At 71.4% G+C, this 22,895-nt stretch carries 21 protein-coding genes; 9 read left to right on the top strand and 12 right to left on the bottom strand.

Going from position 1 to position 22,895, the window contains the following annotated elements; all coding sequences use genetic code 11:
* Positions 1-114: 114 nt before the first annotated feature.
* From CP970_RS17670 to CP970_RS17655, 4 genes are all read left to right on the top strand, one after another.
* Entirely contained in the window at positions 115-1,125 is a 1,011-nt protein-coding gene (locus CP970_RS17670) for a polyprenyl synthetase family protein (RefSeq protein WP_055543702.1), read from the top strand.
* 238 nt (positions 1,126-1,363) lie between these two features.
* Positions 1,364-2,617 carry a LolA family protein gene (locus CP970_RS17665; RefSeq protein ID WP_055543703.1) on the top strand — a complete coding sequence of 418 codons (1,254 nt, stop codon included), beginning with the start codon at positions 1,364-1,366 and terminating at the stop codon, positions 2,615-2,617.
* Positions 2,618-2,722: 105 nt separating this feature from the next.
* A complete protein-coding gene (locus tag CP970_RS17660; RefSeq protein ID WP_055543704.1) occupies positions 2,723-3,694 on the top strand; it encodes an ABC transporter ATP-binding protein in 972 nt (323 codons plus the stop codon).
* The gene (locus CP970_RS17655; RefSeq protein WP_055543705.1) at positions 3,681-4,604 is read left to right on the top strand and encodes an ABC transporter permease; all 924 of its coding nucleotides are present in this window, start codon (positions 3,681-3,683) and stop codon (positions 4,602-4,604) included. Before CP970_RS17660 ends, CP970_RS17655 begins: the two co-directional genes overlap by 14 nt.
* Positions 4,605-4,627: 23 nt before the next feature.
* Here CP970_RS17655 and CP970_RS17650 read toward each other — a convergent pair whose 3' ends face one another.
* The 3 genes from CP970_RS17650 to CP970_RS17635 form a co-directional block, all read right to left on the bottom strand.
* Positions 4,628-5,224, bottom strand: coding sequence for a flavodoxin family protein (locus CP970_RS17650; protein ID WP_055543706.1), 597 nt, complete (start codon positions 5,222-5,224; stop codon positions 4,628-4,630).
* A gap of 219 nt (positions 5,225-5,443) precedes the next feature.
* Positions 5,444-6,409: a M28 family metallopeptidase gene (locus CP970_RS17640; protein WP_055543707.1), complete on the bottom strand. Its 966-nt coding sequence runs from the start codon at positions 6,407-6,409 to the stop codon at positions 5,444-5,446.
* 160 nt (positions 6,410-6,569) lie between these two features.
* Positions 6,570-8,024 (bottom strand): hypothetical protein, encoded by a 1,455-nt coding sequence (locus tag CP970_RS17635; RefSeq protein ID WP_224058490.1) that lies wholly within the window; start codon positions 8,022-8,024, stop codon positions 6,570-6,572.
* A 186-nt stretch (positions 8,025-8,210) separates the two neighbouring features.
* Here CP970_RS17635 and CP970_RS17630 point away from each other — a divergent pair, with 186 nt between their 5' ends.
* Complete coding sequence (locus CP970_RS17630) at positions 8,211-9,098, top strand: NAD(P)-dependent oxidoreductase (protein WP_055547924.1); 888 nt, start codon at positions 8,211-8,213, stop codon at positions 9,096-9,098.
* 29 nt (positions 9,099-9,127) lie between these two features.
* On the opposite strand, the gene CP970_RS17625 is transcribed toward CP970_RS17630, so the two are convergent.
* A complete protein-coding gene (locus CP970_RS17625) occupies positions 9,128-9,580 on the bottom strand; it encodes a VOC family protein (RefSeq protein WP_055547921.1) in 453 nt (150 codons plus the stop codon).
* A gap of 174 nt (positions 9,581-9,754) precedes the next feature.
* Here CP970_RS17625 and CP970_RS17620 point away from each other — a divergent pair, with 174 nt between their 5' ends.
* Positions 9,755-10,888, top strand: a complete 1,134-nt coding sequence (locus CP970_RS17620) for a hypothetical protein (RefSeq protein ID WP_150493529.1) — start codon at positions 9,755-9,757, stop codon at positions 10,886-10,888.
* On the opposite strand, the gene CP970_RS17615 is transcribed toward CP970_RS17620, so the two are convergent.
* A complete protein-coding gene (locus CP970_RS17615) occupies positions 10,843-11,310 on the bottom strand; it encodes a winged helix-turn-helix transcriptional regulator (protein WP_055547917.1) in 468 nt (155 codons plus the stop codon). The two genes, CP970_RS17620 and CP970_RS17615, sit on opposite strands and share 46 nt — an antisense overlap.
* Before the next feature lie 91 nt (positions 11,311-11,401).
* Between CP970_RS17615 and CP970_RS17610 the strand changes: the two genes are divergently transcribed.
* The gene (locus tag CP970_RS17610; RefSeq protein ID WP_150493527.1) at positions 11,402-12,922 is read left to right on the top strand and encodes an MFS transporter; all 1,521 of its coding nucleotides are present in this window, start codon (positions 11,402-11,404) and stop codon (positions 12,920-12,922) included.
* Here the strand turns inward: CP970_RS17610 and CP970_RS17605 are convergent.
* On the bottom strand, positions 12,862-13,734 hold the full coding sequence (locus tag CP970_RS17605; RefSeq protein WP_055547905.1) for an AraC family transcriptional regulator: 873 nt from the start codon (positions 13,732-13,734) through the stop codon (positions 12,862-12,864). The two genes, CP970_RS17610 and CP970_RS17605, sit on opposite strands and share 61 nt — an antisense overlap.
* 86 nt (positions 13,735-13,820) lie before the next feature.
* Here CP970_RS17605 and CP970_RS17600 point away from each other — a divergent pair, with 86 nt between their 5' ends.
* Entirely contained in the window at positions 13,821-14,699 is an 879-nt protein-coding gene (locus CP970_RS17600; RefSeq protein ID WP_055547903.1) for an NmrA family NAD(P)-binding protein, read from the top strand.
* 54 nt (positions 14,700-14,753) lie between these two features.
* Here CP970_RS17600 and rarD read toward each other — a convergent pair whose 3' ends face one another.
* Both rarD and CP970_RS17590 read right to left on the bottom strand, forming a co-directional pair.
* A complete protein-coding gene (gene rarD, locus CP970_RS17595; protein WP_055547901.1) occupies positions 14,754-15,764 on the bottom strand; it encodes an EamA family transporter RarD in 1,011 nt (336 codons plus the stop codon).
* 183 nt (positions 15,765-15,947) lie between these two features.
* Positions 15,948-16,808, bottom strand: coding sequence for an SDR family oxidoreductase (locus CP970_RS17590; RefSeq protein WP_055547899.1), 861 nt, complete (start codon positions 16,806-16,808; stop codon positions 15,948-15,950).
* A gap of 102 nt (positions 16,809-16,910) precedes the next feature.
* Between CP970_RS17590 and CP970_RS17585 the strand changes: the two genes are divergently transcribed.
* Positions 16,911-17,291: a winged helix-turn-helix transcriptional regulator gene (locus tag CP970_RS17585; RefSeq protein ID WP_055547898.1), complete on the top strand. Its 381-nt coding sequence runs from the start codon at positions 16,911-16,913 to the stop codon at positions 17,289-17,291.
* Positions 17,292-17,336: 45 nt separating this feature from the next.
* Here CP970_RS17585 and CP970_RS17580 read toward each other — a convergent pair whose 3' ends face one another.
* The 4 genes from CP970_RS17580 to CP970_RS17565 form a co-directional block, all read right to left on the bottom strand.
* A complete protein-coding gene (locus CP970_RS17580) occupies positions 17,337-18,428 on the bottom strand; it encodes a 2-oxoacid:ferredoxin oxidoreductase subunit beta (protein WP_055547897.1) in 1,092 nt (363 codons plus the stop codon).
* Positions 18,421-20,352, bottom strand: a complete 1,932-nt coding sequence (locus tag CP970_RS17575) for a 2-oxoacid:acceptor oxidoreductase subunit alpha (RefSeq protein WP_055547895.1) — start codon at positions 20,350-20,352, stop codon at positions 18,421-18,423. The genes CP970_RS17580 and CP970_RS17575 overlap by 8 nt, the downstream gene beginning before the upstream one ends.
* A gap of 328 nt (positions 20,353-20,680) precedes the next feature.
* On the bottom strand, positions 20,681-21,340 hold the full coding sequence (locus tag CP970_RS17570) for a response regulator transcription factor (protein ID WP_276204652.1): 660 nt from the start codon (positions 21,338-21,340) through the stop codon (positions 20,681-20,683).
* A 78-nt stretch (positions 21,341-21,418) separates the two neighbouring features.
* A complete protein-coding gene (locus CP970_RS17565; protein WP_055547893.1) occupies positions 21,419-22,885 on the bottom strand; it encodes a hypothetical protein in 1,467 nt (488 codons plus the stop codon).
* Positions 22,886-22,895 lie beyond the last annotated feature (10 nt).

The raw sequence follows: 22,895 nt of genomic DNA, 5'->3' as shown, positions 1-22,895 counted from the left end.
CGGATACGCTGACTTGAGTGATGGCAGCGACACATCGACAAACCGTGTCATCGACCGAGATCCAATGATCGACCGAGTTCGCCATGTGATCGTCAGCAGACAGGAGAACCTCTCGTGACCGTCGTCGGGCCGTTCGGTCTTAGCGTGCGGGACCAGGCTCTCGAAGCCGATGTCCAGGCCGGGTTGGCGGCTGTCGAGGAGGGCCTGCTCGAGGCCACCAAGAGCGAGGTCCCGTTCATCACGGAAGCCGCTCAACACCTCGTCCGCGCCGGGGGCAAGCGCTTCCGCCCCCTCCTCGTCATGCTCGCGTCCCAGTTCGGTGACCCCTATGCGCCGGGCGTGGTGCCCTCCGCCGTGGTCGTCGAGCTCACCCACCTCGCGACGCTCTACCACGACGACGTGATGGACGAGGCGGACGTGCGCCGCGGCGTCGAAAGCGCCAACCAGCGCTGGGGCAATTCGGTCGCCGTCCTGACCGGCGACTTCCTCTTCGCCCGCGCCTCCTACATCCTGGCCGACCTCGGCCCCGACGCCGTCCGGATCCAGGCCGAGGCCTTCGAGCGCCTGGTCACCGGACAGATCCTGGAGACGGCGGGGCCGACCGAGGGACGCGACCCGGTCGACCACTACCTCGACGTGCTCGGCGGCAAGACGGGATCGCTCGTCGCCGTGGCGTGCCGGTTCGGCGCGATGATGTCGGGCGCGGACGAGACCGTCGTCGACGTCCTCACGCAGTACGGCGAGCGGCTCGGCGTCGCCTTCCAGCTCGCCGACGACGTCCTGGACATCGCGTCCGACTCGCACGAGTCGGGCAAGACGCCGGGCACGGACCTGCGCGAGGGCATCCCCACGCTCCCCGTCCTGCGGCTGCGCGAGCGCGTGGCACGGCTCGGGCTCGCCGAGGACATCGCCCTGAGCGAGCTGCTCGAATCGGACCTCACCGACGACGCGCGGCACGCGGAGGCGCTCACCAGGCTGCGGGCCCACCCGGCGCTCGAACAGGCCCGCAGGGACACCGTGCGGTACGCGGAGGAGGCGCGGGCCGCGCTCGCGCCGCTGCCGGAGTGCGACGCGAAGGCGTCCCTGGTCGAGCTCTGCGATCTCGTGGTGCACCGGGCGGGCTGAGGCCAGGCCGGTGCGGAGCCCCGCCCCCTACGGGTCGGGGGAGGCGGCGCCGCCTCATGTCATCCCAGGGAAGTAGGCGGAGTTGCGCCCGGGGTCTGACGTTTCTCGACGGCCGATTTGGTCGGATGGAGAGCAACAAGGACCACCACTCCTGACCAATTCGGGTGAGAATGGCGGCGCGGGGTGGACGAGGCACGTCACGGGTTAGGCCGCCGCCGACCACGGAGGTAGGGCACACATGGCACCGTACGAACCGGAGCAGGACACCAGCGAGACGGGGGAGCTGCGGGTGGGCCGCCGCAAGGCGGCGCGCTACGTCGTCCCGATCGCGGTGGCGGGGGTGGCCGCGGCGACCATCGGGCTCGTCCCGGCGCTCGCCACCTCGGGCGACCCCGACCTGCCGAAGATCTCGGCACAGAAGCTCATCGAGAAGATCGCCGCTTCGGACACGCAGCAGCTCTCCGGCAACGTCAAGATCAGCACCGATCTGGGCCTGCCGTCGATGGGCGGCCTCGCGGGCGGCTTCGCCGGTGGCGGCGGCTCCGGCGGGGACGGCGGCGAGGAGGGCAAGGGCTCGGCCGCCGACCCCAAGGCGAAGCTGATGGAGCTGGCGTCGGGCACGCACACCCTGCGCGTCGCGGCCGACGGCCCGGACAAGCAGAAGGTGTCCGTCCTGGAGGACGCCGCCGAGTACAGCCTGATCCACAACGGCGACGACGTATGGGCGTACGACAGCGCGTCGAACGAGGCGTACCACGCGAAGGACGCGGGCTCGGCCGCGGGCAAGGGCAAGGGCGCCGACAAGGACGTGCCCAAGGAGGTGCCCGCCACCCCCAAGGACTTCGCCGAGCAGGCCCTGAAGGCCGTCGACAGCACGACGTCCGTGCAGGTCGACGGCACCGCGCAGGTCGCGGGCCGCGACGCGTACCGCCTGGTGGTCAAGCCGAAGCAGTCGGGCTCGACGATCGGCCAGATCACCGTCGCGGTGGACGCCGAGACCGGTACGCCGCTCAAGTTCACCCTGACCCCGGCATCCGGCGGCGCGGCCGTCGTCGACGCGGGCTTCACCAAGGTCGACTTCGGCAAGCCGTCGGCGTCCACCTTCGACTTCACGCCGCCCAAGGGCGCGAAGGTCACCGAGGCCGGTGACCACGCCGACAAGGGCGGCGACTTCAAGGGCAAGGACCAGCTCAAGGGCAAGGACCAGTTCAAGGAAGGGGACCTGGACGGCCTGAACGTCATCGGCGAGGGCTGGGGCACCATCGCCGAGCTGAAGCTGCCGGGCGGCCAGGGCCTGCCGACGGCCGGTTCGGGCGATGTCCCGCCGGACGCGCAGAAGCTGCTCGACTCCCTGGGCGACCAGGTCAGCGGCAAGTTCGGTAAGGGCACGGTCTTCTCGACCCGCCTGATCAACGCCCTCGTCACGGACGACGGCAAGGTCTACGTGGGCGCGGTCACCAAGGACGCGCTCGTGAAGGCGGCGAACCGCTAGACGCGCGGGCGGGACCGGCGGACCGGGGGTGAGGCCACCCTCGGTCCGCTTGTTGATCGGGGCGCGGTCCGCGGGGGCGTGGTCCGCGGGGAGTGGGAGGCAACGGTGTCGGGAACGAACGAGCCGTCCGGTGCGACGGCGCCGACCGGCGTGATCGAGACGCACGCGCTCAGCAAGCGCTACGGCAAGCACCTGGCCGTCGACCGGCTCGACCTCACCGTCCCCGAAGGCAGCGTCTTCGGCTTCCTCGGGCCGAACGGCTCGGGCAAGACGACCACCATCCGCATGCTGATGGGCCTCATCGAGCCGACGTCGGGACGGGCGCACGTCCTCGGCCGCCCCATGCCGCGCGCCACGCGCACCGTGCTGCCGCACGTGGGCGCGCTGATCGAGGGCCCGGCGCTGTACGGCTTCCTGTCCGGCCGTGACAACCTCCTGCGGTACGACTCCGCGGACCCTGCCGCCGATCCGCGCACGCGCCGGGCGCGGGCCGACGCGGCGCTCGACCGGGTCGGGCTCACCGCGGCGGCGGGCAAGAAGGCCAAGGCGTACTCCCTGGGCATGAAGCAGCGCCTGGGGCTCGCGGCCGCGCTGCTGCAGCCGCGCAAGCTGCTCGTGCTCGACGAGCCGACCAACGGACTCGACCCGCAGGGCATGCGGGAGATTCGCACACTGGTGCGGGAGCTGGCGGCGGAGGGTACGACGGTCTTCCTCTCCTCGCACCTCCTCGACGAGATCGAGCAGGTCTGTACGCACGCGGCGGTGATGACCCGGGGCCGTCTCATCACGCAGGGCCCGGTCGCCGACCTCGCGGCGGGCGCGCGCGGACGGCTCGTCGTGACGACACCGGACCCGGGCGACGCGGCCCGGGTGCTCAAGGAGCGGGGCGCGACGGACCTCGTCGTGACGGAGGACCGTGTGACGTGCGAGCCACCCGGCCAGGACGCGGAGCTGTCCGACCTGACCGCCGCGCTGGTCGGCGCGGGCGTACGCGTCCGCGGCTTCGGGCTCGAACGGGCCTCCCTGGAAGACGTGTTCGTGGCTCTGACGGGGGAGGGATTCGATGTCGCGGGCTGACCTCGTGAAGGCGGGCGGGAGCAGGAACGGGGGAGAGGCGCGGTCGGCGTACGGCATGCGGGAGCCGAAGCCGCTCTGGACCCTCGGACTCTTCCGCAGCGAACTCGCGATCACCTTCCGTCGCTGGCGGACGATCGCGCTGCTCGGTGTGCTGGCCGCCGTGCCGATCCTCGTCGGTGTCGCGGTCAAGATCGAGACGAGCGACGGTTCGACGATCGGCGGAGGCGGCGAGGGAGGCGGTCCCGCGTTCATCGCGCAGATCACCAACAACGGCCTGTTCCTGGTCTTCACCGCGCTCGCCGCGACTCTGCCGTTCTTCCTGCCGATGGCGATCGGTGTCGTCGCGGGCGACGCGATCGCGGGCGAGGCGAACGCGGGCACGCTGCGCTATCTCCTCGTCGCCCCCGCCGGACGCACCCGGCTGCTGATCGTGAAGTACGCGACCACACTGACGTTCTGCCTGGCCGCGACGTTGGTGGTGGCCACGTCCGCGCTCGCGACCGGCGCGCTGCTCTTCCCGCTCGGCGACGTCACCACGATCTCCGGCACCCGGATGAGCTTCGGCGACGGGCTGCTGCGGGCCCTGCTCATCGCGCTCGTCGTCGCCGCCTCACTGATCGGCGTGGCCGCGCTCGGCCTCTTCGTCTCGACGCTCACCAGCAGCGGGATCGCGGCGATGGCGACCACCGTCGGCCTGCTGATCACGGTCCAGATCCTCGACCAGATCCCCCAGCTGCACGGCCTTCACCCGTACTTCTTCTCGCACTACTGGCTGTCCTTCGCGGATCTGATGCGCGATCCGATCTACTGGGACGACCTGATCAAGAACCTGCAGATGCAGGGCCTGTACGCGGCCGTCTTCGGGTCGGCGGCGTGGGCGCGGTTCGGGGCGAAGGACGTGCTGGCGTAACTACGCCCGGTCGGCTGGCGTAACTACGCCCGGTCGTAGGGGTAGCGGGCCACCGGCGGCTCCTGCGCGAAGAACGTCTTGGCGCGCGCCAGGGCCTCGTCGTCCTTGAGCACGTGTCCGGGCCTGGTGCCGTTGCCGAGCAGGACGCCGCCGAAGCGCATGGGGAAGAAGGCGGCGGTGTGGTTCAGGGTGCCGATCAGCGGCTCGGCCACCACTTCCTCCGTGTGCGCGAGCGCCGTCACGCCCCACAGGGTGCGGCCCGTCAGGGTGTCCTTGAACTCGGCCTCGGGGGTCTCGAGCCACGCGTCCCAGTAGTCCAGGTAGCGCTTGACCTGGGACGAGAGGGAGTACCAGTACAGGGGCGAGACGATGACGATGTCCGTGGCCTCCAGGGTGGCGTCCAGGAGGAGTGCCTCGTTGTTGTCGACGGGGCGGGGGCGGGCCCGGACGCCGTTCTCGTCGTGCCGCAGGTCCTCGAAGTCGGGCAGCGGCAGGTCCGCCAGGTGCAGCCAGCGCTGCTCGACGTCCGGGGGCAGCTGCTCGGCGGCCTCGCGGGCCAGGAGCTCGGAGTTGCCTCCGGTGCGGGCGCTGCCGACGACGAACAGGAACTTGCGGGTCATGGGAGTCCCCCTGGGCTCGGCCGGTCGCGTCGCATGCGGCCGGGCGGCGATTACTTGCACGCGCACTATATGCACGCGCAAGCAATCGCGTCCAGGGTCATGGGGCAGGGGTGCCTGTTGTGGGCGCGCCGACTACGGAGACGCGCATTACGGAGACGCCCGCTACGGAGGCACCCGCTACGGAGGCACCCGCTACGGAGGCACCCGTTTCAGGGGCGCTTACGCCGAAAGACCCCACACCGCGTACGCCACCGCGTCGCTGTTGCGGTCGAGCGCGGTCTCGTCGAGGTTCGACTCGTCGTCGCAGGCCGAGTGGTAGCACTTGTCGAACGGCTCGCCCGCCGTGCCGCCCCACTTCTCCGCCTGCGCCGCCGACTTGGTGGTCTCGGCGCCGCTGAACAGGCCGCCGACCGGGACGCCCGCCTGCTTGAACGGGGCGTGGTCGGAGCGGCCGTCGCCCTCGTCGTCCGGATCCGTGGTGATGTTCTGGCCCGCGTAGTAGTCCTTGAACGTCTTCTCGATGGTGGGGTCGTCGTCGTAGACGAAGTAGCCCGTGTTCGGGGAGGCGATCATGTCGAAGTTCAGATAGCCGCTGATCTTCGAGCGGTCGGCCGCGGGCAGCTTGTCGACGTAGTGCGAGGAGCCGACCAGGCCGATCTCCTCGGCGCCCCACCAGGCGAACCGCAGGTGCTTCGTGGGCTTGTACTGCTCGCGGGCCACGGTGAGCGCGGTCTCCAGGACGGCGGCGGAGCCCGACCCGTTGTCGTTGATGCCGGGGCCTTCGGAGACGCTGTCGAGGTGGGCACCGGCCATGACGACCTTGCCGTCGTCGCCGCCGGGCCAGTCGGCGATCAGGTTGTAGCCGGTGTCGCCGCCCGCCGTGAACTCCTGCACGGAGGTGGTGAATCCGGCCGCGTCCAGCTTGCCCTTCAGATAGTCGATGGACGCCTTGTAGCCCGCGCTGCCGTGGGCGCGGTTGCCGCCGTTGGCGCTGGCGATGGACTGCAGTTCGGACAGGTGCGCCTTGACGTTGGCGACGGGGATGTCGGGTGCGGCGGCCGCCTCGCGGGGCGTCGTGGGGGACGCCGAGGTCGGGGCCGCGCTGGATATCGCGCTCGTGGTCAGGAGTCCGGCGACGGCTATGACTGCGGCCGCGGCGGTACGTCCGGGAACGGAGAGTTTCATGTGGGGGCTCCGGTTTCCGTGTTACGTATTCCGTTTTTGTGTGGGGTGACTCGCTCGTATGGCGTACGAGTTCGAATGGGCCTGATGGTGCGGGTGGGGCCGTGGTGACGTCAAGAGCGCAAAACGGGCAGGGAGTTACGGATATCGGGCGCGTCGGCCCTCAGGGGCGTACGTGGACGACCCAGCCGGGGGCGTAGGTGCCCGGCACGGCGTGGCGCGGCCAGTCGCGGGCCCAGCGCGGGGGCGCGGCGTCGCGGAGCACGAGGGCGGCGGGGGCGGGGGTGGGGTCGGCGGTGGACCGCGCGGATCCGCCGGGCTCGCATCCCGTGGCGTACGCGATGGGGATCACGGAGGTGTTCCCGCGCAGGACGCAGGGGGAGGCTGCGCTGTCGCCGCCGACGCCCCGCGCGTTCAGCGCCTCGGCGACCCGCGCCCAGTCGCCGCGGGCGCCCGCTTGGATCCTGGAGTTGCCCTGGACGAGCTGGAGTTGGGTTATGAGGTGGCCGACGAGGGCCAGGGCGAGAGCGAGCGGGAGCACGACACCCACCGCACGGGCCCGCCCGGCGCCGCGCGCGTGCCCGGCCAGCGGGAGCAGCCCCGTCGCAGCCGTGGGGGCGAGCAGGGCGTGGGTGGGGAGGAGGAACCGGGGAGCGGCGTAGGGGACGAGGAGGAGGTAGGGGAGGGCGGCGGAGAGGGCCGTGAGGAGGGCCAGGGCGTGGGCGGGCAGGGCGCGGGGGGTGCGACGACGCAGGGCCAGGAGCCCGGCGGTCAGCAGGATCGGCAGCAGGAGCCACCATTCCGCCGTCACCAGCCTGATGCCGTCGCTGTCGCAGGGGCGGCAGAGCAACGGGCCGTCCAGGACCGTGAGCTGGTGCGTGAAGGAAAGCAAGGGCCGCAGATCGCCTTGGACTTCACTGGCCCGCGCGAGCCGCTCGCGGACCCCGCCGAAACGGACGTACGCCTCGATGAGCCAGGGCAGCGCCCCCGCCGCGAGCCCGCCGAGCACGGCCAGCAGGCGACCGTGACTCCGCAGGGCCGGTACGAGCAGGGCGGCGAGCAGGAGCGGCACGGCGATCGCGGCGCCGTCGTTGGGCCGCATCAGGGTGGCGAGGGCGAGCCAGGCCGCGATCCCCGCGTACGCGGCGGGGGCCGGTCGCGCCCGCAGGAAGAGGCCGACCGCCCCGACGGCGCCCATCGCCGTGTAGTGGTTGGGCATCGCGGCGCTCGCGTAGAACAGCGCGACCCACAGGCCGCCGTACAGCGCGGCCGCGACGGCAGCCGCCGACGGCCGGTGCGCCGCGCGGAGCCAGGGGCGGAACCCCAGGTAGAGCGCGGTCGCGGAGAGCAGGGTGAGCCAGAGCCTGAGCAGCACGACCGAATCGCTCCAGGAGGCGACGGGCGCGATGAGGAACGGGACGCCGCGGGTGCGGGGCGCGCTGAAGGGGGTGGCGGGCGCGTACGGGGAGAACCGGCTGGCGTACACGAGTTCGTCCCAGCCGAGGGGCAGGGAGGGCGGGACGAGGACCAGGGAGAGCAGGGCGAAAGCGGCGCAGGTGGTTAGGAGGAGACGGTGGGCGCGTTCGGCGTCGGTAAGGGCGGTGTGTCTCGGAGGCATACCGGCCTTCCTGGCTGACGGGGCGTCACCATCAGCTTGCCACCGCGCGCGGCACAGAAGGCCGCCGGTCACCCACCTAGGGGTAAGTGCGCACTATTTAGTGGGTACTTGAGGGTTTCGTCGCGGCCACCCGAGCATGAGGGGCGACACCGCTTCCCCTTCACCCACCCGGGACAGGAGCACTACATGACGGACGGCACAGGCACCCCCGTGACGGTCATCGGACTCGGCTCGATGGGCGCGGCCCTGGCCGACGCCTACGTCGACGCGGGCCGTCCGACGGCCGTATGGAACCGCAGCGCGAGCAAGGCGGCGCCGCTCGTCGCCAAGGGCGCGACGCACGCGGCGTCCATCGAGGCGGCGGTCGCCGCGAGCCCGCTGATCATCACCTGCCTGACCACGTACGAGGCCACGCGCGCGGCACTGGAACCGGCCGCCGCCGGGCTCGCGGGACGTACGCTGGTCACCCTCAACTCGGGGACTCCCGCGGGCGCCCGCGCGATGGCGGCCTGGGCGGCGGAGCGGGGCGCGCGGTTCCTCGACGGCGCGGTCAAGAACGTGCCCGCGGCGGTCGGCGCGCCGGACACGCTGCTCTACTACGCGGGCGATCGCGCGACCTTCGACGAACACGTGGACACCTTGCGGGTCCTCGGCGGCGACACCGTGCACCTGGGGGCGGACCCCGATCTCGCCGCCCTCTACGAGTCGGCCGTCGGAGCCACGCTCCTTCCGGCGCTGGTCGGCTTCTTCCAGGGCGCCGCTCTCGTGCAGGCGCGCGGGCTGCCGGTGAGCTCGATGGTGCGCTACGAGGTCAAGTGGCTGGAGATGATCGCCTCCCTCCTGCCGATGCTGGCGCAGGAGATCGACTCCGGCGACTACAGCCGACCGGCCTCCTCCGTGGGCGTGTTCCACGAAGCGATCGGATACGAGGAGGAGCTCGCCAGGGAGGCGAACATCGACGCGTCCTGGGTCGAGCCCCTCAACGACCTGGTGCGCAGGGCGGTCGAGCGGGGGCATCGCGAGCACAGCATCTCGGCGCTGGTCGAGGTGCTGAAGAAGCCGACGGGGGACTGAGGCGTTCTGTCGGTGCACGCGGAACTCGTTCAGTGCACGCAGAACTCGTTGCCCTCCGGGTCCTTCATGATCACCCACTCGCCGCCGGGCTCCTTGACGTGCTGGTCGACCGAGGCGCCGAGCCCTTGCAGGCGCGCGACTTCGTCGTCGCGGCGGCCCGGCTCGGAGTGCACGTCGAGGTGCAGCCGGTTCTTGCCGCTCTTCGTCTCGGGCACGCGCTGGAAGAGGATCCTGCGGAGCAGGCCCGTGCCGGTGGCCTCGTCGTACGGGTCGTCGGGGTGCCGGACGGCGATGAGGTCGCGCCAGGCGCGACGGCCGCGGAAGTCGAGGGTCGCGGCCTCGGGCGCCGCGCCGATGCCGAGGAGCCGTTCGATCAGGGCGCTGTTGTCCTCGATCTCATAGCCGAGCGTCTCGCTCCAGAAGACCGCCTGGGCGTGCGGGTCGTTGGCGTCGATGACGAGTTTCCAGTGCAGGGTGGTCATGGTAACCAGTTATATCGGTTACCGAGTGGTTGGTGAACTCCCCTCACCTAGGGGGGCTTTGGGGGGCGGGTCGGGGTGGTCCCGGATCACGGCGGGGTGTGGCTCGGGCCACTCTGGAATCACACGACGGACTCACACGACCCGTCGCGCGATCGGAGAGAGGGGGGCGGGTTCATGCGGCGTAGAACTCTCGTGCGTGCCGCCGACGCCGCCGTCCCGCTGAACGTCTTCGCGCTGACCGGGATCGCCACGGTCCTGGTCACCCGCGCCTTCCTCGCCCAGGCGGGGTACCCCAAGCTCGGCGGGGGCGGCGACAGTCAGCTGCACATCGCCCACATGCTGTGGGGCGGGCTGCTGATGATGGCGGCGATCCTGCTGACGCTCGGCTTCCTCGGGCGGGCGGCCCGGCTGACCGGGGCCTTCGTCGGGGGCGTCGGCTTCGGCCTGTTCATCGACGAGATAGGCAAACAGATCACGGACGAGCCGGGGTACTTCTACCAACCGGCCGCCGGGATCATCTACTTGAGCTTCGCGCTGCTGCTCCTGCTCGCCCATGCCCTGCGCCGTCGTACGGCGGACAGCGCGGCCCTCGACGCGGGGCAGCGCACGGCGAACGCCGCCGACCTCGCCCTCGCGGGAGTCACCGGCGGTCTCACGGCCGAGCAGCGTCAGGTGGCGCTGCGGCTCGTCGAGGGTTCGGACCGGGAGGTGGACGCGGCGCTGCTTCGGCTGCTCGCCGCCGTCCCCGAGCGTCCACCGGCGCCGCCCGTGTGGTGGCGGCGCTGGGTGGAGGGCGTGGGGCGCGGGCTGCGGTGGCTGGCCAGGACCCGGCTCGTGTGTGCGATCGCCGTGGCCTGTCTGCTGACCGAGGCGCTGCTGTTCGCGGGCTGGATGTCCTTCGACCTCTTCGCCGGACAGCTGGCGCGTGAACCGCAGCCGGGCGCCCAGTTGGCCGTCGCACTCACCGAGGTCGCGTCGGCGACGCTGGGGGTTGCCGGTCTGCTACGGCTGCGGCGGGACCGGACGGCGGCCCTGCGGCTGTTCCGGGCCGCCCTGCTCGTGGACCTCCTGGTCGGCCAGATATTCAAGTTCACGACGGACCAGTTCGCGGCGGTCGTCGAGCTGGGCGTCGACCTGGGGCTGCTCTGGGTGGTCTCCGTGTTCCTCGCCGCCCGGCACGCTCCCGCCACCGGGCTCATACCCGGGGCCGGGCGCGCGACCGTCGCTCAGCCCGTCACCGTCTCTCAGTACGCCTGCGTCGCTCAGCGCACCCCGGTCGACTCCTCCGCGGCGGCGCGCGCGTCGTAGTCGGCGCGGGCCACGGCGATCTCGTTCTGGTGCTCCTCCGTCCAGGAGACCAGGGTCTGGATGGTGTGGTGCAAGGTGCCGCCGAGCGGGGTGAGTTCGTACTCGACGCGGGGCGGCACGACCGGATGCACGGTGCGCTTCACCAGGCCGTCGCGCTCCAGCTGCCGCAGCGTGACCGTGAGCATGCGCTGGCTGATCCCGTCGATCTCGCGCCGCAGCTCGGTGAAGCGCAGGCGGCGGCGGTCCAGGAGCGCGATGACGAGGAGGGACCACTTGTCGGCGACCCGGTCGAGGATCTGCCGCACCTGGCAGTCCTCGCGGGTGTCCCACTGGAAGGGATCGGCGTCTCCGTAGTCCACGGAGCCCTTGTGGTCCACGGTGCCTTCGCGGTTACTCGGTGACTTCAAAGTGCCTTCTTCCATGCCTCTCGATGCTGCCGCAGGATGCCATTGGTTACAAGAGGGAACCGACCCTCGGCCGAGTAACTGTCCCCGCCTTCGAAGGAGCTCCATCATGGGTGCACGCGCCTGGGCGCTGCTGCTCGTCCTCTGCGGGACGGTGTTCCTGGAGGGCATCGACATCGCCATGGTCGCGATCGCGATCCCCTCGATCCGGTCCGACCTGGGCCTTTCGACCGCCACGGCGGCGTGGGTGGTCAGCGCCTACGTCCTCGGGTACGCGGGCTTCACGCTGCTCGGCGGCCGGGCGGCCGATCTGCTGGGCAGACGGCGGATGTTCCTCGTCTGGCTCGGGGTCTTCCTGGTCTTCTCGGGCCTCGGCGGCTTCGCGACCGAGGGGTGGATGCTGGTCGTCGCGCGGTTCGTCACCGGTGTGGCCGCGGCGTTCATGACGCCCGCCGCGATGTCGATCATCACCACCTCGTACGAGGAGGGGCCCGAGCGGAACAAGGCGCTGCTCGTCTTCGCGGGGACGTCCGCGGGCGGCTTCTCGCTCGGCCTCGTCGTGGGCGGGCTGCTCACCGAGCTCGGCTGGCAGTGGGTGTTCTTCACGCCGGTGTTCTTCGCGGCCGCGATCCTGGCCGCGGCGCTGCGGCTCGTCCCCCCGGCACAGGCGCCCACAGGGCCGAAGCGGTCCCGGCGGTTCGACCTGCCGGGGGCCGCCGCCGCTGCCGGGGCCATGCTGCTCCTGGCGTACGGCATCGTCCGGCTCGAACACGGCTTCGCCGACTGGCCGTTGACGGTCGCCGCGGTGGTCGTGGGGCTGCTGCTGATCGCCGCGTTCGTGGGGATCGAGCGGCGCACGGCGGATCCGCTGGTGCGGCTCGGGATCTTCCGTACGGGGTCCGTGGTGCGGGCCGGGCTCGGGTCGCTGCTCTACCTCGGGGCGTTCATGGGCTTCCAGTTCGTCCTGACGCTGTACCTCCAGGAGCTGCGCGGCTGGCCGTCCTGGCAGACCGCCGTCGCGATGCTCGTGCTGGGCTGCGACGTGCTGCTTTCGCCGACGCTCACCCCGCGCCTGGTCAGGCGGTTCGGCAACGCGCGCGTGATCCTCGGTGGCTTCCTGATGGCCTTCGCGGCGTACGCGCTGTTCCTGCCGGTCGGCGCCGACTGGTCGTATCTGGCGATGTTCCCGACGCTGCTCCTCGCGGGCACCGGCTTCGCGCTCACGCTCGGCCCGCAGATGATCGCGGCGACGGACGGCGTGGCCGCGAAGGAGCAGGGCCTGGCGAGCGGACTGCTGCACACCGCCACGCAGTTCGGCGCGGCGATCGGCATCTCCGCCGTGACCGCGGTCTACGGACTCGTCTCGTCCGGCGGGCACGCGGGCGGGGCGGGCCACGGGGGCGGGGCGGACGGCGTGGACCTGTCGGCGTTCCGGGTGGCGCTGATCGTCCCGGTGGTCATGGCGGGCCTCGGCGTGGTCGTCGCGGTGGTCGGCGTACGCGGCGCACGCAAGGGAAGGGGTGCGTCCGGCGGCCACGCGGGCGGGAGCGGGCCCGTCGCGGGTGGCGGTCAGCCCGCCGCTCTGAGGGAGCCCGCGGCCGTCCGGTTCCCGGTCAGCGACGCGCGGTAGCCGCTCGGCGCGATGCCCCTGATCCGCTTGAAGGCGTCGCTGAACCCGAACCCGTCGGCGTACCCGACCTGCCCCGCCACCGCGGCGACCGTCGCGCCGGGCTCGGCGAGCAGTTCGGCGGCGAGCGTCATGCGCCACTCAGTGAGGTACGCCATCGGGGGCCTGCCCACCAGGTCGGTGAAGCTGCGGGCGAAGGCCGCGCGCGAGACCTGGGAGCGCGCGGCGAGCGCCGCCACCGTCCAGGACCGCGCGGGTTCGTCGTGCATGGCGCGCAGGGCGGGGCCCACCACGTCGTCGCCGAGCGCGCGGTACCAGGCGGGCGGGCGGGAGCCCGGCAGGTCGAACCAGTCGCGCAGGGTGCAGGCCAGCATCCAGTCGAGCATCCGGTCCATCACGTACTGACGGCCGGGGCGGTCGGCGGCCACCTCGGCGGCGATCAGCTCGATGATGGGCAGGCACTCCGCGCCGCCGGGGACGACGAGCAGCGGCGGCAGCGCGCTGATCAGCCGCCGTCCGACGCAGCCGTCGAACTGGTAGGCACCGAAGACCAGTTCACACCCGCCGGAGCCCGGGCCGCCCGTGCGCGCCGCCGTGTAGGGCGCGGTCGTGGAGACGATCGCGGTGTCACCCTCGTGCAGGGTCCGTGGTTCGTCCGACTCCGCGGTGATCAGTGCCGAGCCGCGCACCACGGTGATCAGTTCGAGGGCGGCGCCCTCGGCGCACGTCACCTCCCACGGTCCCGTCAGGACCGCACGGTCGAACCGCGCCCCGTCCGCCCGTATCCCGCGCAGCAGATCCCCCAGAGCATCCATGCCCCCACGGTAGACGTAGACGGACACCGATCCCTGCGAGACGGATGCCCATGTCACGCGCCGCGCAAGGAGAGTTGGCTGGCCCCATGACAGAGACCGAGCAGCAGACCACCCAGTCCACCCAGACCGCTGAGTCCACCGACCCCATCCTCGTACTCGGCGCCACCGGCAAGACAGGACGCCACGTGGTGGCCAGGCTGCGCGCGGCGGGGCATGCCGTCCGCGCCGCCTCGCGGACCTCGGGGACCCGCTTCGACTGGACCGACCGCGCCACCTGGGCGCCCGCCCTCGCGGGTGTCAGGGCGCTCTACCTGGTCGTACCGACCGAGGCCGAGCCGATCGCCGACTTCATCGCGCAGGCCAAGGCCGCGGGCGTGCGGCGCTTCGTGGTCCTGTCGGGCCGCGGGGTCGAGCTGTACGGCCACTCGTTCGAGCCGGGCATGGCGGAGGCGGAGCAGGCGGTCCGTGACGCGGACGTCGACTGGACCGTGATCCGGCCCAACAACTTCGCGCAGAACTTCGACGAGGACCTCTTCCACGGGCCCCTGCTCGCCGGGCGCCTCGCGCTGCCCACCGGCGACGTGCCGGAGCCCTTCATCGACGTGACGGACATCGCCGAGGTGGCGGCCGCGCTCCTCACCGAGGAGGGCCACACGCACCGCGTCTACGAGCTCACGGGCCCGCGCGCGCTCTCCTTCGGCGACGCGGTCGCGGAGATCGCCGCGGCGTCCGGCCGGCCGATGCGCTTCGAGCACGTCACGGAGGAGCAGTACGTGGCCGAACTCGTCGCGGACGGCGTCCCCGACGAGGCGGCCCGCTCGCTGGCCCACGTGTTCGTCTTCCTCTCCGAGGGCCACAACGCGACGCCCACGTCGGGAGTCAGGGACGTCCTGGGCCGAGAGCCGCGCGACTTCTCGGAGTACGTACAGGAGCGCGCGAAGGCAGGGGCCTGGGCGCCCCGTTAGGGGCGCGGGGAACTGCGCGCTCAGCCACGACGAACCCGAGCTCGCCCACCGTGCTCAGACGACCGTCTCCCGCGCCTCACGACCGGGCGAGGCGGCCGACGCGGCCGCAGGCCGGGACGCCGCCGAGGCCACCGCTCCCCTGGCGGCAGCCACCCGCACCGCATTCCGCCGCGCGATGCGCAACGCGTCGAACGTCAGCAACGACAGCGCGAGCCACACCAGCGCGAAGCCCGCCCACCGCTCGGGCGGCATCGCCTCGTGGAAGTACAGGATCCCGAGCAGGAACTGGAAGACGGGCGCGAGGTACTGCAGCAGCCCCAGCGTGGAGAGCGGCACCCGGATCGCCGCGGCCCCGAAGCAGACCAGGGGCACGGCGGTCACCACACCGGTGGTGGCGAGCAGCGCCGCGTGCCCGACGCCCTCGGACCCGAACGTGGCGTCGCCCTGCGCGCCGAGCCACACCAGATAGCCGACCGCGGGCAGGAACTGCACGGCGGTCTCGGCGGTGAGCGACTCCAGGCCGCTGAGGTTGACCTTCTTCTTCACCAGGCCGTACGTCGCGAAGGAGAAGGCGAGGACGAGGGAGATCCACGGCGGCCTGCCGTAACCGAACGCGAGCACGAGCACCGCGGCGAGGCCGACGCCGACCGCCGCCCACTGCACGGGCCGCAGCCGCTCGCCGAGCAGCAGGACGCCCATGGCGATGGTGACGAGGGGGTTGATGAAGTAGCCGAGCGAGGCCTCCACGACGTGGCCGGTGTTCACCGACCAGATGTAGAGGCCCCAGTTCACGGTGATGACCGCCGCGGCGATCGCCACCAGGCCCAGCCTGCGCGGCTGCCGGATCAGCTCGCCCGCCCAGGCCCAGCGCCGTACGAAGAGCAGCGCGATGCCGACCGCGACGAGGGACCAGGCCATCCGGTGGGCGAGGATCTCGATGGCGCCGGCCGGTTTGAGCAGGGGCCAGAAGAGGGGGACGAGCCCCCACATCCCGTACGCCGCGAAGCCGTTCAGGAGCCCGATCCGCTGCTCACTCCTCGACTGCCCGGCTGCTCCGCTGTCCACGGCCCCTCCTTGGTGCTCGGCAGCCCCACGCTGCCCCCTGAAGGTAGCGCCGGGAGCCCCGCCATGTCATGCCCGTAAAAGAGAGACGCTCATGACACAGGGGGAGGAGGAAAAGCCCGTCCGGCGTTTGAGGACGAGCCCGAAGGGCGAAGGGGTTGAGCCGCTCCGCCCCGGGCCGGGGCATCAGCCAGTGACCGCCACAGACACAGCGTCAGCGATCCGCGTGGTGGGCCGCCCGATCAGCCGCGCCAGGTCACCACTCGTCCCTGCGAGGCGCCCCCGCCCGATAGCCGCGTCCACGTCGACGAGGAGCGCCGCCATCGGCTCCGGCACCCCGGCGCCGGTCAGGATCGCGAGGTGCTGCTCGGCGGGGACGTTCGCGTACGAGATGTCCTTGCCGGTGCGCGCGGCCACCTCGGCGGCGTACTCGGCGAGGCTCCACGCCACGTCGCCGCTCAGCTCGTAGGTCTTGCCCTCGTGGCCCTCGCCGGTCAGTACGGCGACGGCGGCCGCGGCGTAGTCGGCACGCGAGGCGGAGGCGACGCGGCCCTCGCCCGCCGAGCCGACGACGGCGCCGTGCGCCAGGACCGGGGCGAGGTGCTCGGTGTAGTTCTCGTGGTACCAGCCGTTGCGCAGGAAGACGTGCGGCAGGCCGGAGTCGAGGATGATCCGCTCGGTCTCCTTGTGCTCGGCCGCGAGGTCGAAGTCGGCGTCGGGGCCGCCGAGTATGCCCGTGTACGCGAGGAGCGCGACGCCCGCCGAGCGCGCGGCGTCGACCACGGCGCGGTGCTGCGGCACCCGGCTGCCGACCTCGCTGCCGGAGATCAGCAGGACGCGGTCGCCCGCGGCGAAGGCCCCGCGCAGGGTCTCGGGGGCGCTGTAGTCGGCGACCCGCAGCTCGACGCCACGCTCGGCGAGGTCGGCGGCCTTGTCCTTGTCGCGGACGACGGCCGCGATCTCCCCGGCCGGGACCCGGGCGGCGAGCAGCCCCTCGACGACGAGACGGCCGAGGTGTCCGGTGGCTCCGGTGACGACGATGCTCATGTCTGAAATCTCCTGGTGGGTAACGCTTCGGTGTGGTCTGCCACCCACCCTAGCTTCGACACTAACTATCCGTAAGTACCCACCTTGAAGTAAGGTACTTGCATGGCCGTAAGTACCCAGAAGTCCGCCGTCGAGGCGCTGTGCCCCTACCGCCTGGTCCTGGAGCACGTCACCAGCCGCTGGGGCGTCCTGATCCTGATCGCGCTCGAAGAGCGTTCGTACCGGTTCAGCGAGCTGCGCCGCGCCATCAGCGACATCAGCCGCGTCAGCGAGAAGTCGCTGACCCAGACCCTGCAGACCCTGGAGCGCGACGGCCTGGTGCACCGCGATGCCAAGCCGGTGATCCCGCCCCGCGTCGACTACTCCCTGACCGATCTGGGACGCGAGGCCGCCGCGCAGGTCAGGACCCTCTCGACCTGGACGGAGCGGCGCATGGGCGACGTCCAGAAGGCGCGTGAGGCATACGACGAGGCCCGGTCCTGACGGATCAGGACCGGGCCTCGGCGTACGGCAGTCGACCGGCGAGGGCTAGCCGACGACCGTCCACGTGTCGCCGCCCGCGAGCAGCGCGGCGAGGTCGCCCTTGCCGTTCTGTTCGATGGCGCTGTCCAGCTGGTCGGCCATGAGCGTGTCGTACACCGGCCGCTCGACGTCGCGCAGGACGCCGATCGGGGTGTGGTGCAGGGTGTCCGGGTCGGCGAGCCGGGAGAGCGCGAAGGCCGTCGTCGGCGACGTGGAGTGCGCGTCGTGGACGAGGATGTCGCCCTCGTTCTCCGGGGTGACCGCGACGACCTTCAGGTCACCGGTCACCGCGTCGCGGACCACGCCCTTCGTCCCGTCGGCGCCGAAGCGGATCGGCTGCCCGTGCTCCAGGCGGATCACCGCCTCCTCGGCCTGCTGCTTGTCCTTGAGGACCTCGAAGGCGCCGTCGTTGAAGATGTTGCAGTTCTGGTAGATCTCCACGAGCGCCGTGCCGGGGTGCTCGGCCGCCTGGCGCAGCACCGAGGTGAGGTGCTTGCGGTCGGAGTCGACGGTGCGGGCCACGAAGGACGCCTCGGCGCCGATCGCCAGCGAGACCGGGTTGAAGGGCGCGTCGAGCGACCCCATCGGCGTCGACTTGGTGATCTTGCCGACCTCGGAGGTCGGCGAGTACTGGCCCTTGGTGAGGCCGTAGATCCGGTTGTTGAAGAGCAGGATCTTCAGGTTCACATTGCGGCGCAGGGCGTGGATCAGGTGGTTGCCGCCGATGGAGAGCGCGTCGCCGTCGCCGGTGACCACCCAGACGCTCAAGTCCCGCCGCGAGGAGGCGAGTCCGGTGGCGATCGCCGGGGCGCGGCCGTGGATGGAGTGCATCCCGTAGGTGTTCATGTAGTACGGGAAGCGGGAGCTGCACCCGATGCCCGAGACGAAGACGATGTTCTCCTTCGCCAGGCCGAGCTCGGGCATGAAGCCCTGCACGGCGGCCAGCACGGCGTAGTCACCGCAGCCGGGGCACCAACGCACCTCCTGGTCGGACTTGAAGTCCTTCATGGACTGCTTGGCCTCGGCCTTGGGCACCAGGGAAAGCGCTTCGATCGTGCTCCCGGTCCCCTCTGACCCGGCCGTCTTCGTGTCAGCCATCGATGGCCTCCTTGAGAGCCGTGGCGAGCTGCTCGGCCTTGAACGGCATGCCGTTCACCTGGTTGTACGAGACCGCGTCCACCAGGAACTCGGCGCGGACCACTGTGGCGAGCTGACCGAGGTTCATCTCGGGGATCACCACCTTGTCGTAACGCTTGAGGACCTCGCCCAGATTCCGCGGGAAGGGGTTGAGGTGGCGCAGGTGGGCCTGGGCGATGGGCCGGCCCGCCGCGCGCAGCCTGCGGACCGCCGCGGTGATCGGGCCGTACGTCGAACCCCAGCCGAGGACCAGGGTGTTGGCGTCGCCGCCCTTGTCGTCGACCTCCAGGTCGGGCACCTCGATGCCGTCGATCTTGGCCTGCCGGGTACGGACCATGAAGTCGTGGTTGGCCGGGTCGTACGAGATGTTGCCCGTGCCGTCCTGCTTCTCGATGCCGCCGATGCGGTGCTCCAGGCCCGGCGTGCCCGGGATGGCCCACGGGCGTGCCAGCGTCTGCGGGTCGCGCTTGTAGGGCCAGAAGACCTCGGTGCCGTCGTCCTCGGTGTGGTTGGTGCCCGAGGCGAACTGCACGCGCAGGTCGGGGAGTTCGTGGATGTCGGGGATGCGCCACGGCTCCGAGCCGTTGGCCAGGTAGCCGTCGGAGAGCAGGAAGACCGGGGTGCGGTAGGTGACGGCGATCCGGGCCGCCTCCAGGGCCGCGTCGAAACAGTCGGCGGGGGTCTTCGGCGCCACGATCGGCACCGGGGCCTCGCCGTTGCGGCCGTACATCGCCTGCAGCAGGTCGGCCTGCTCGGTCTTGGTCGGCAGGCCCGTGCTCGGGCCGCCGCGCTGGATGTCCACGACGAGCAGCGGCAGTTCGAGGGAGACGGCGAGGCCGATGGTCTCCGACTTGAGCGCGACACCGGGCCCGGAGGTGGTGGTGACCGCGAGCGAGCCGCCGAAGGCCGCGCCGAGCGCGGCACCGATGCCCGCGATCTCGTCCTCGGCCTGGAAGGTGCGCACGCCGAAGTTCTTGTGCTTGGACAGCTCGTGCAGGATGTCCGAGGCGGGCGTGATCGGGTAACTGCCCAGGTACAGCGGCAGATCGGCCTGCCGCCCCGCCGCGATCAGGCCGTACGACAGGGCGAGGTTCCCGGAGATGTTGCGGTAGGTGCCGGTCGGGAACGCCTGGGACGCCGGGGCGACCTCGTAGGAGACGGCGAAGTCCTCGGTGGTCTCGCCGAAGTTCCAACCCGCGTGGAACGCCGCGATGTTGGCCTCGGCGATGTCCGGCTTCTTGGCGAACTTGGCCCGCAGGAACCTCTCGGTGCCCTCGGTCGGCCGGTGGTACATCCACGAGAGCAGCCCGAGCGTGAACATGTTCTTCGAGCGGCCCGCGTCCTTGCGCGAGAGGTCGAAGTCCTTGAGCGCCTCCACGGTCAGCGTGGTCAGCGGCACCGGGTGCACGCTGTAGCCGTCCAGGGAGCCGTCCTCGAGGGGCGAGACGTCGTAACCGACCTTCTGCATGGCGCGCTTGGAGAATTCGTCGGTGTTGACGATGATCTCCGCGCCGCGCGGCACGTCGGCGATGTTCGCCTTCAGCGCCGCCGGATTCATCGCCACAAGCACGTTCGGCGCGTCGCCCGGCGTGAGGATGTCGTGGTCGGCGAAGTGGAGTTGGAAGGAGGAGACGCCCGGGAGTGTTCCGGCGGGTGCGCGGATCTCCGCGGGGAAGTTCGGCAGCGTCGACAGGTCGTTGCCGAAGGATGCGGTCTCGGAGGTGAACCGGTCGCCGGTGAGCTGCATGCCGTCCCCGGAGTCACCCGCGAAGCGGATGATCACACGATCCAGGCGGCGTACGTCCTTCTCACCCGCGTGCTTTCGCTGCTCTCCGACGACTGCCCCGTCGGCTTGCTCGGCTGGGCTACTGACCTGGCTGGTCACTGAACTGGACCTCCCTCGAGGCGGCTGAGCGGAAACGCCAGGACGGCTGACGCCTCCAAGGCCCACCCTACGTCTGTAAGGGTCGCCTTCCTCGGGTAGCTCGCATGGTGGACGTGCTTCTGAGACGCCCTTACGTACCGACTTGTCATGGTCTGCCTCGCCCCCCGGCCCTTCTTGGATGACGCTTCCGGCTCATCCTTTGGTTCTAGGACTCTCTATGGCTTTCCTTGCGGCGTTCTGGTGGCTCACTTGCGACTGTCCGACGGCTGCCTGGTGGGCGTCGGACGAGCGACTGCTCGCCGACGCCATCTGACAGGGTGTCAGTTCCCTATGAGTTGAGGTAGGTGAGCACCGCGAGCACGCGGCGGTGATCCCCGTCACTCTGGGACAGGCCGAGCTTCAGGAAGATGTTGCTCACGTGCTTCTCGACGGCTCCGTCGCTCACCACGAGCTGCCGGGCGACCGCGGAGTTCGTCCGTCCTTCGGCCATCAGGCCGAGTACCTCGCGTTCACGCGGAGTAAGCCCCGCGAGGACGTCCTGCTTCCGGCTGCGGCCGAGCAGCTGCGCCACGACCTCGGGGTCGAGCGCCGTGCCCCCGTCGGCCACCCGCACCACCGCGTCGACGAACTCGCGCACCTCGGCGACCCGGTCCTTGAGCAGATAGCCCACCCCCCTGCTCGATCCGGCGAGCAGCTCGGTCGCGTACTGCTCCTCGACGTACTGCGAGAGGACCAGGACACCGAGGCCGGGGTGCTGGGCGCGCAGGTACACCGCGGCGCGCACCCCCTCGTCGGTGTGCGTCGGCGGCATCCGCACGTCGGCGACGACCACGTCCGGCAGGGCGTTCTCCGCCGCCAGCTCGGTGATTGTCTTGATCAGTGCGTCGGCGTCACCCACACCAGCGACCACGTCATGCCCGCGGTCGGTCAGCAACCGGGTCAGCCCCTCCCTGAGCAGCACTGAATCCTCGGCGATGACCACCCGCACTTTGTCCTCCACGTCCACGGCCCCCCGCGTATGAAATTCCGGCCCCCAACCCCTTCAGTATCGCGCGGACGAGGGGCCTTATGGCGTTCGCGGGCAGATCGCTTTGCCGTGTTCGGTCTTGGCGGGTACGAAAGTGGCGTCTTCGAGCCGCATGCCGAGCGCCCGCTCCGCCTTCGGATCCCACAGTGAGACGCGATCGCCCTTGGGACCGAAGGTGAGCAGCGGCCGCCCTGTGGGCAGGCGGCCGCCGTAGATCGGGGGTTCCTTGCCCTTCGGGAGCACGCAGACGAACTCCGGCTCCAGGCCGTAGTAGGAGCCGGGCGTGCGGTACGCGGCCGCGGTGGCGCGGGCGTCGTCGCCGGAGTCGCCCGCGCGCTCCATCACCGTGTTGGCCAGGACCAGACCGGCGGCGAGCCCCGCGTAGACGCCGATGAACAGCGTGAGGCCGAAGGGGGTGCCCGAGCGGGCGGTGGTCCGGTACACCCAGCCGCCCGCGCCGAGCCCGATGAGCAGTCCGTACAGCGCCGCCCCCGTCAGGAGCAGCCCGGCCCTGAGCGCGTCGCTCCAGCCGCCGCCCTCGACCTCGCCCGACAGGTCGAACGCCGAGAGGTACGACGTGTGGAGCAGCTGCCCCACCTGCGGAACCGCGGCGAACGCGGCGGGCAGCGCGACCGGCAGCGCCCAGGGCAGGACGTGCCGCAGCGCGCTCGACTGGCGCAGGGCGAACCAGGCGCCCGCGCCGAAGACGGAGGTGAGCAGGCCCATCGCCGAGATGCCGACGGAGAACAGGACGGAGTAGCCGACGGGCGCGGGTTCGTCGGGGAGGTGCAGATGGCGGATGGCCAGCAGCGCGGCGGCGACGGTGACCAGGGCCAGGAACGCCTGGCCCCACCACGCGGGGGAGAGCCGGTTGATCCGCGCGGGACGCACCGCGTGCTCCGCGGCGTCGAACGGCGGCCAGGCAGGTGAGTGCGAGGCCGCCGCCGCGAGCGCGTCCGACTCAGGGGCCTGCTCCGGGATCCGGATCACCCGCAGGGGCCGCGGGGCGGCGTCGTCCGTGCCGTCGTCGGCCCAGAACCGCCGGAACCGTTCGCGCGGCCCCGGCACCCGTCTCGGATGGATCTCCCAGGTGATGTGCGGATCGGGCCGGTGCTGGATGAGCGCCGCGTCCCGTACGTGCAGGGCCAGTTCCATGGCCTTCGACAGGTCCATCACCATGTGCAGCGCCTGCTGGGCCGCGCCGTCGCGGGCGCCGAGCAGCCGGACCTCCACGATCCGGGGCACGTACCCCTCGGTCACCTCGTCCGGCGCGTACTCGCCGGGCTTCGGTGCCCGCACCGGCCAGCCGCGGCCTGCCAACACCTCTTCCGCGAGGGCCAGTTCGTCCGGATCCCGGTGGATCTCCACGAGGACCCGGACCCGGTAGTCGAACGGCTGGCCGTTCGTGGCCGCGGGCCCGCCGCCCGCGTCCTGCGGCGGCGCGGGGGCGGTGCCGCTCAGCCGCTGCGCGAGCCGCTCGCGCAGCCGTGGCCTGACCCTCTGCATGATGCCGCCT

Source organism: Streptomyces kanamyceticus, from assembly GCF_008704495.1.
Lineage (GTDB): Bacteria > Actinomycetota > Actinomycetes > Streptomycetales > Streptomycetaceae > Streptomyces > Streptomyces kanamyceticus.
The sequence above is the reverse complement of the archived record's forward strand: the minus strand, read 5'-3'. Positions and strand labels throughout refer to the sequence as shown.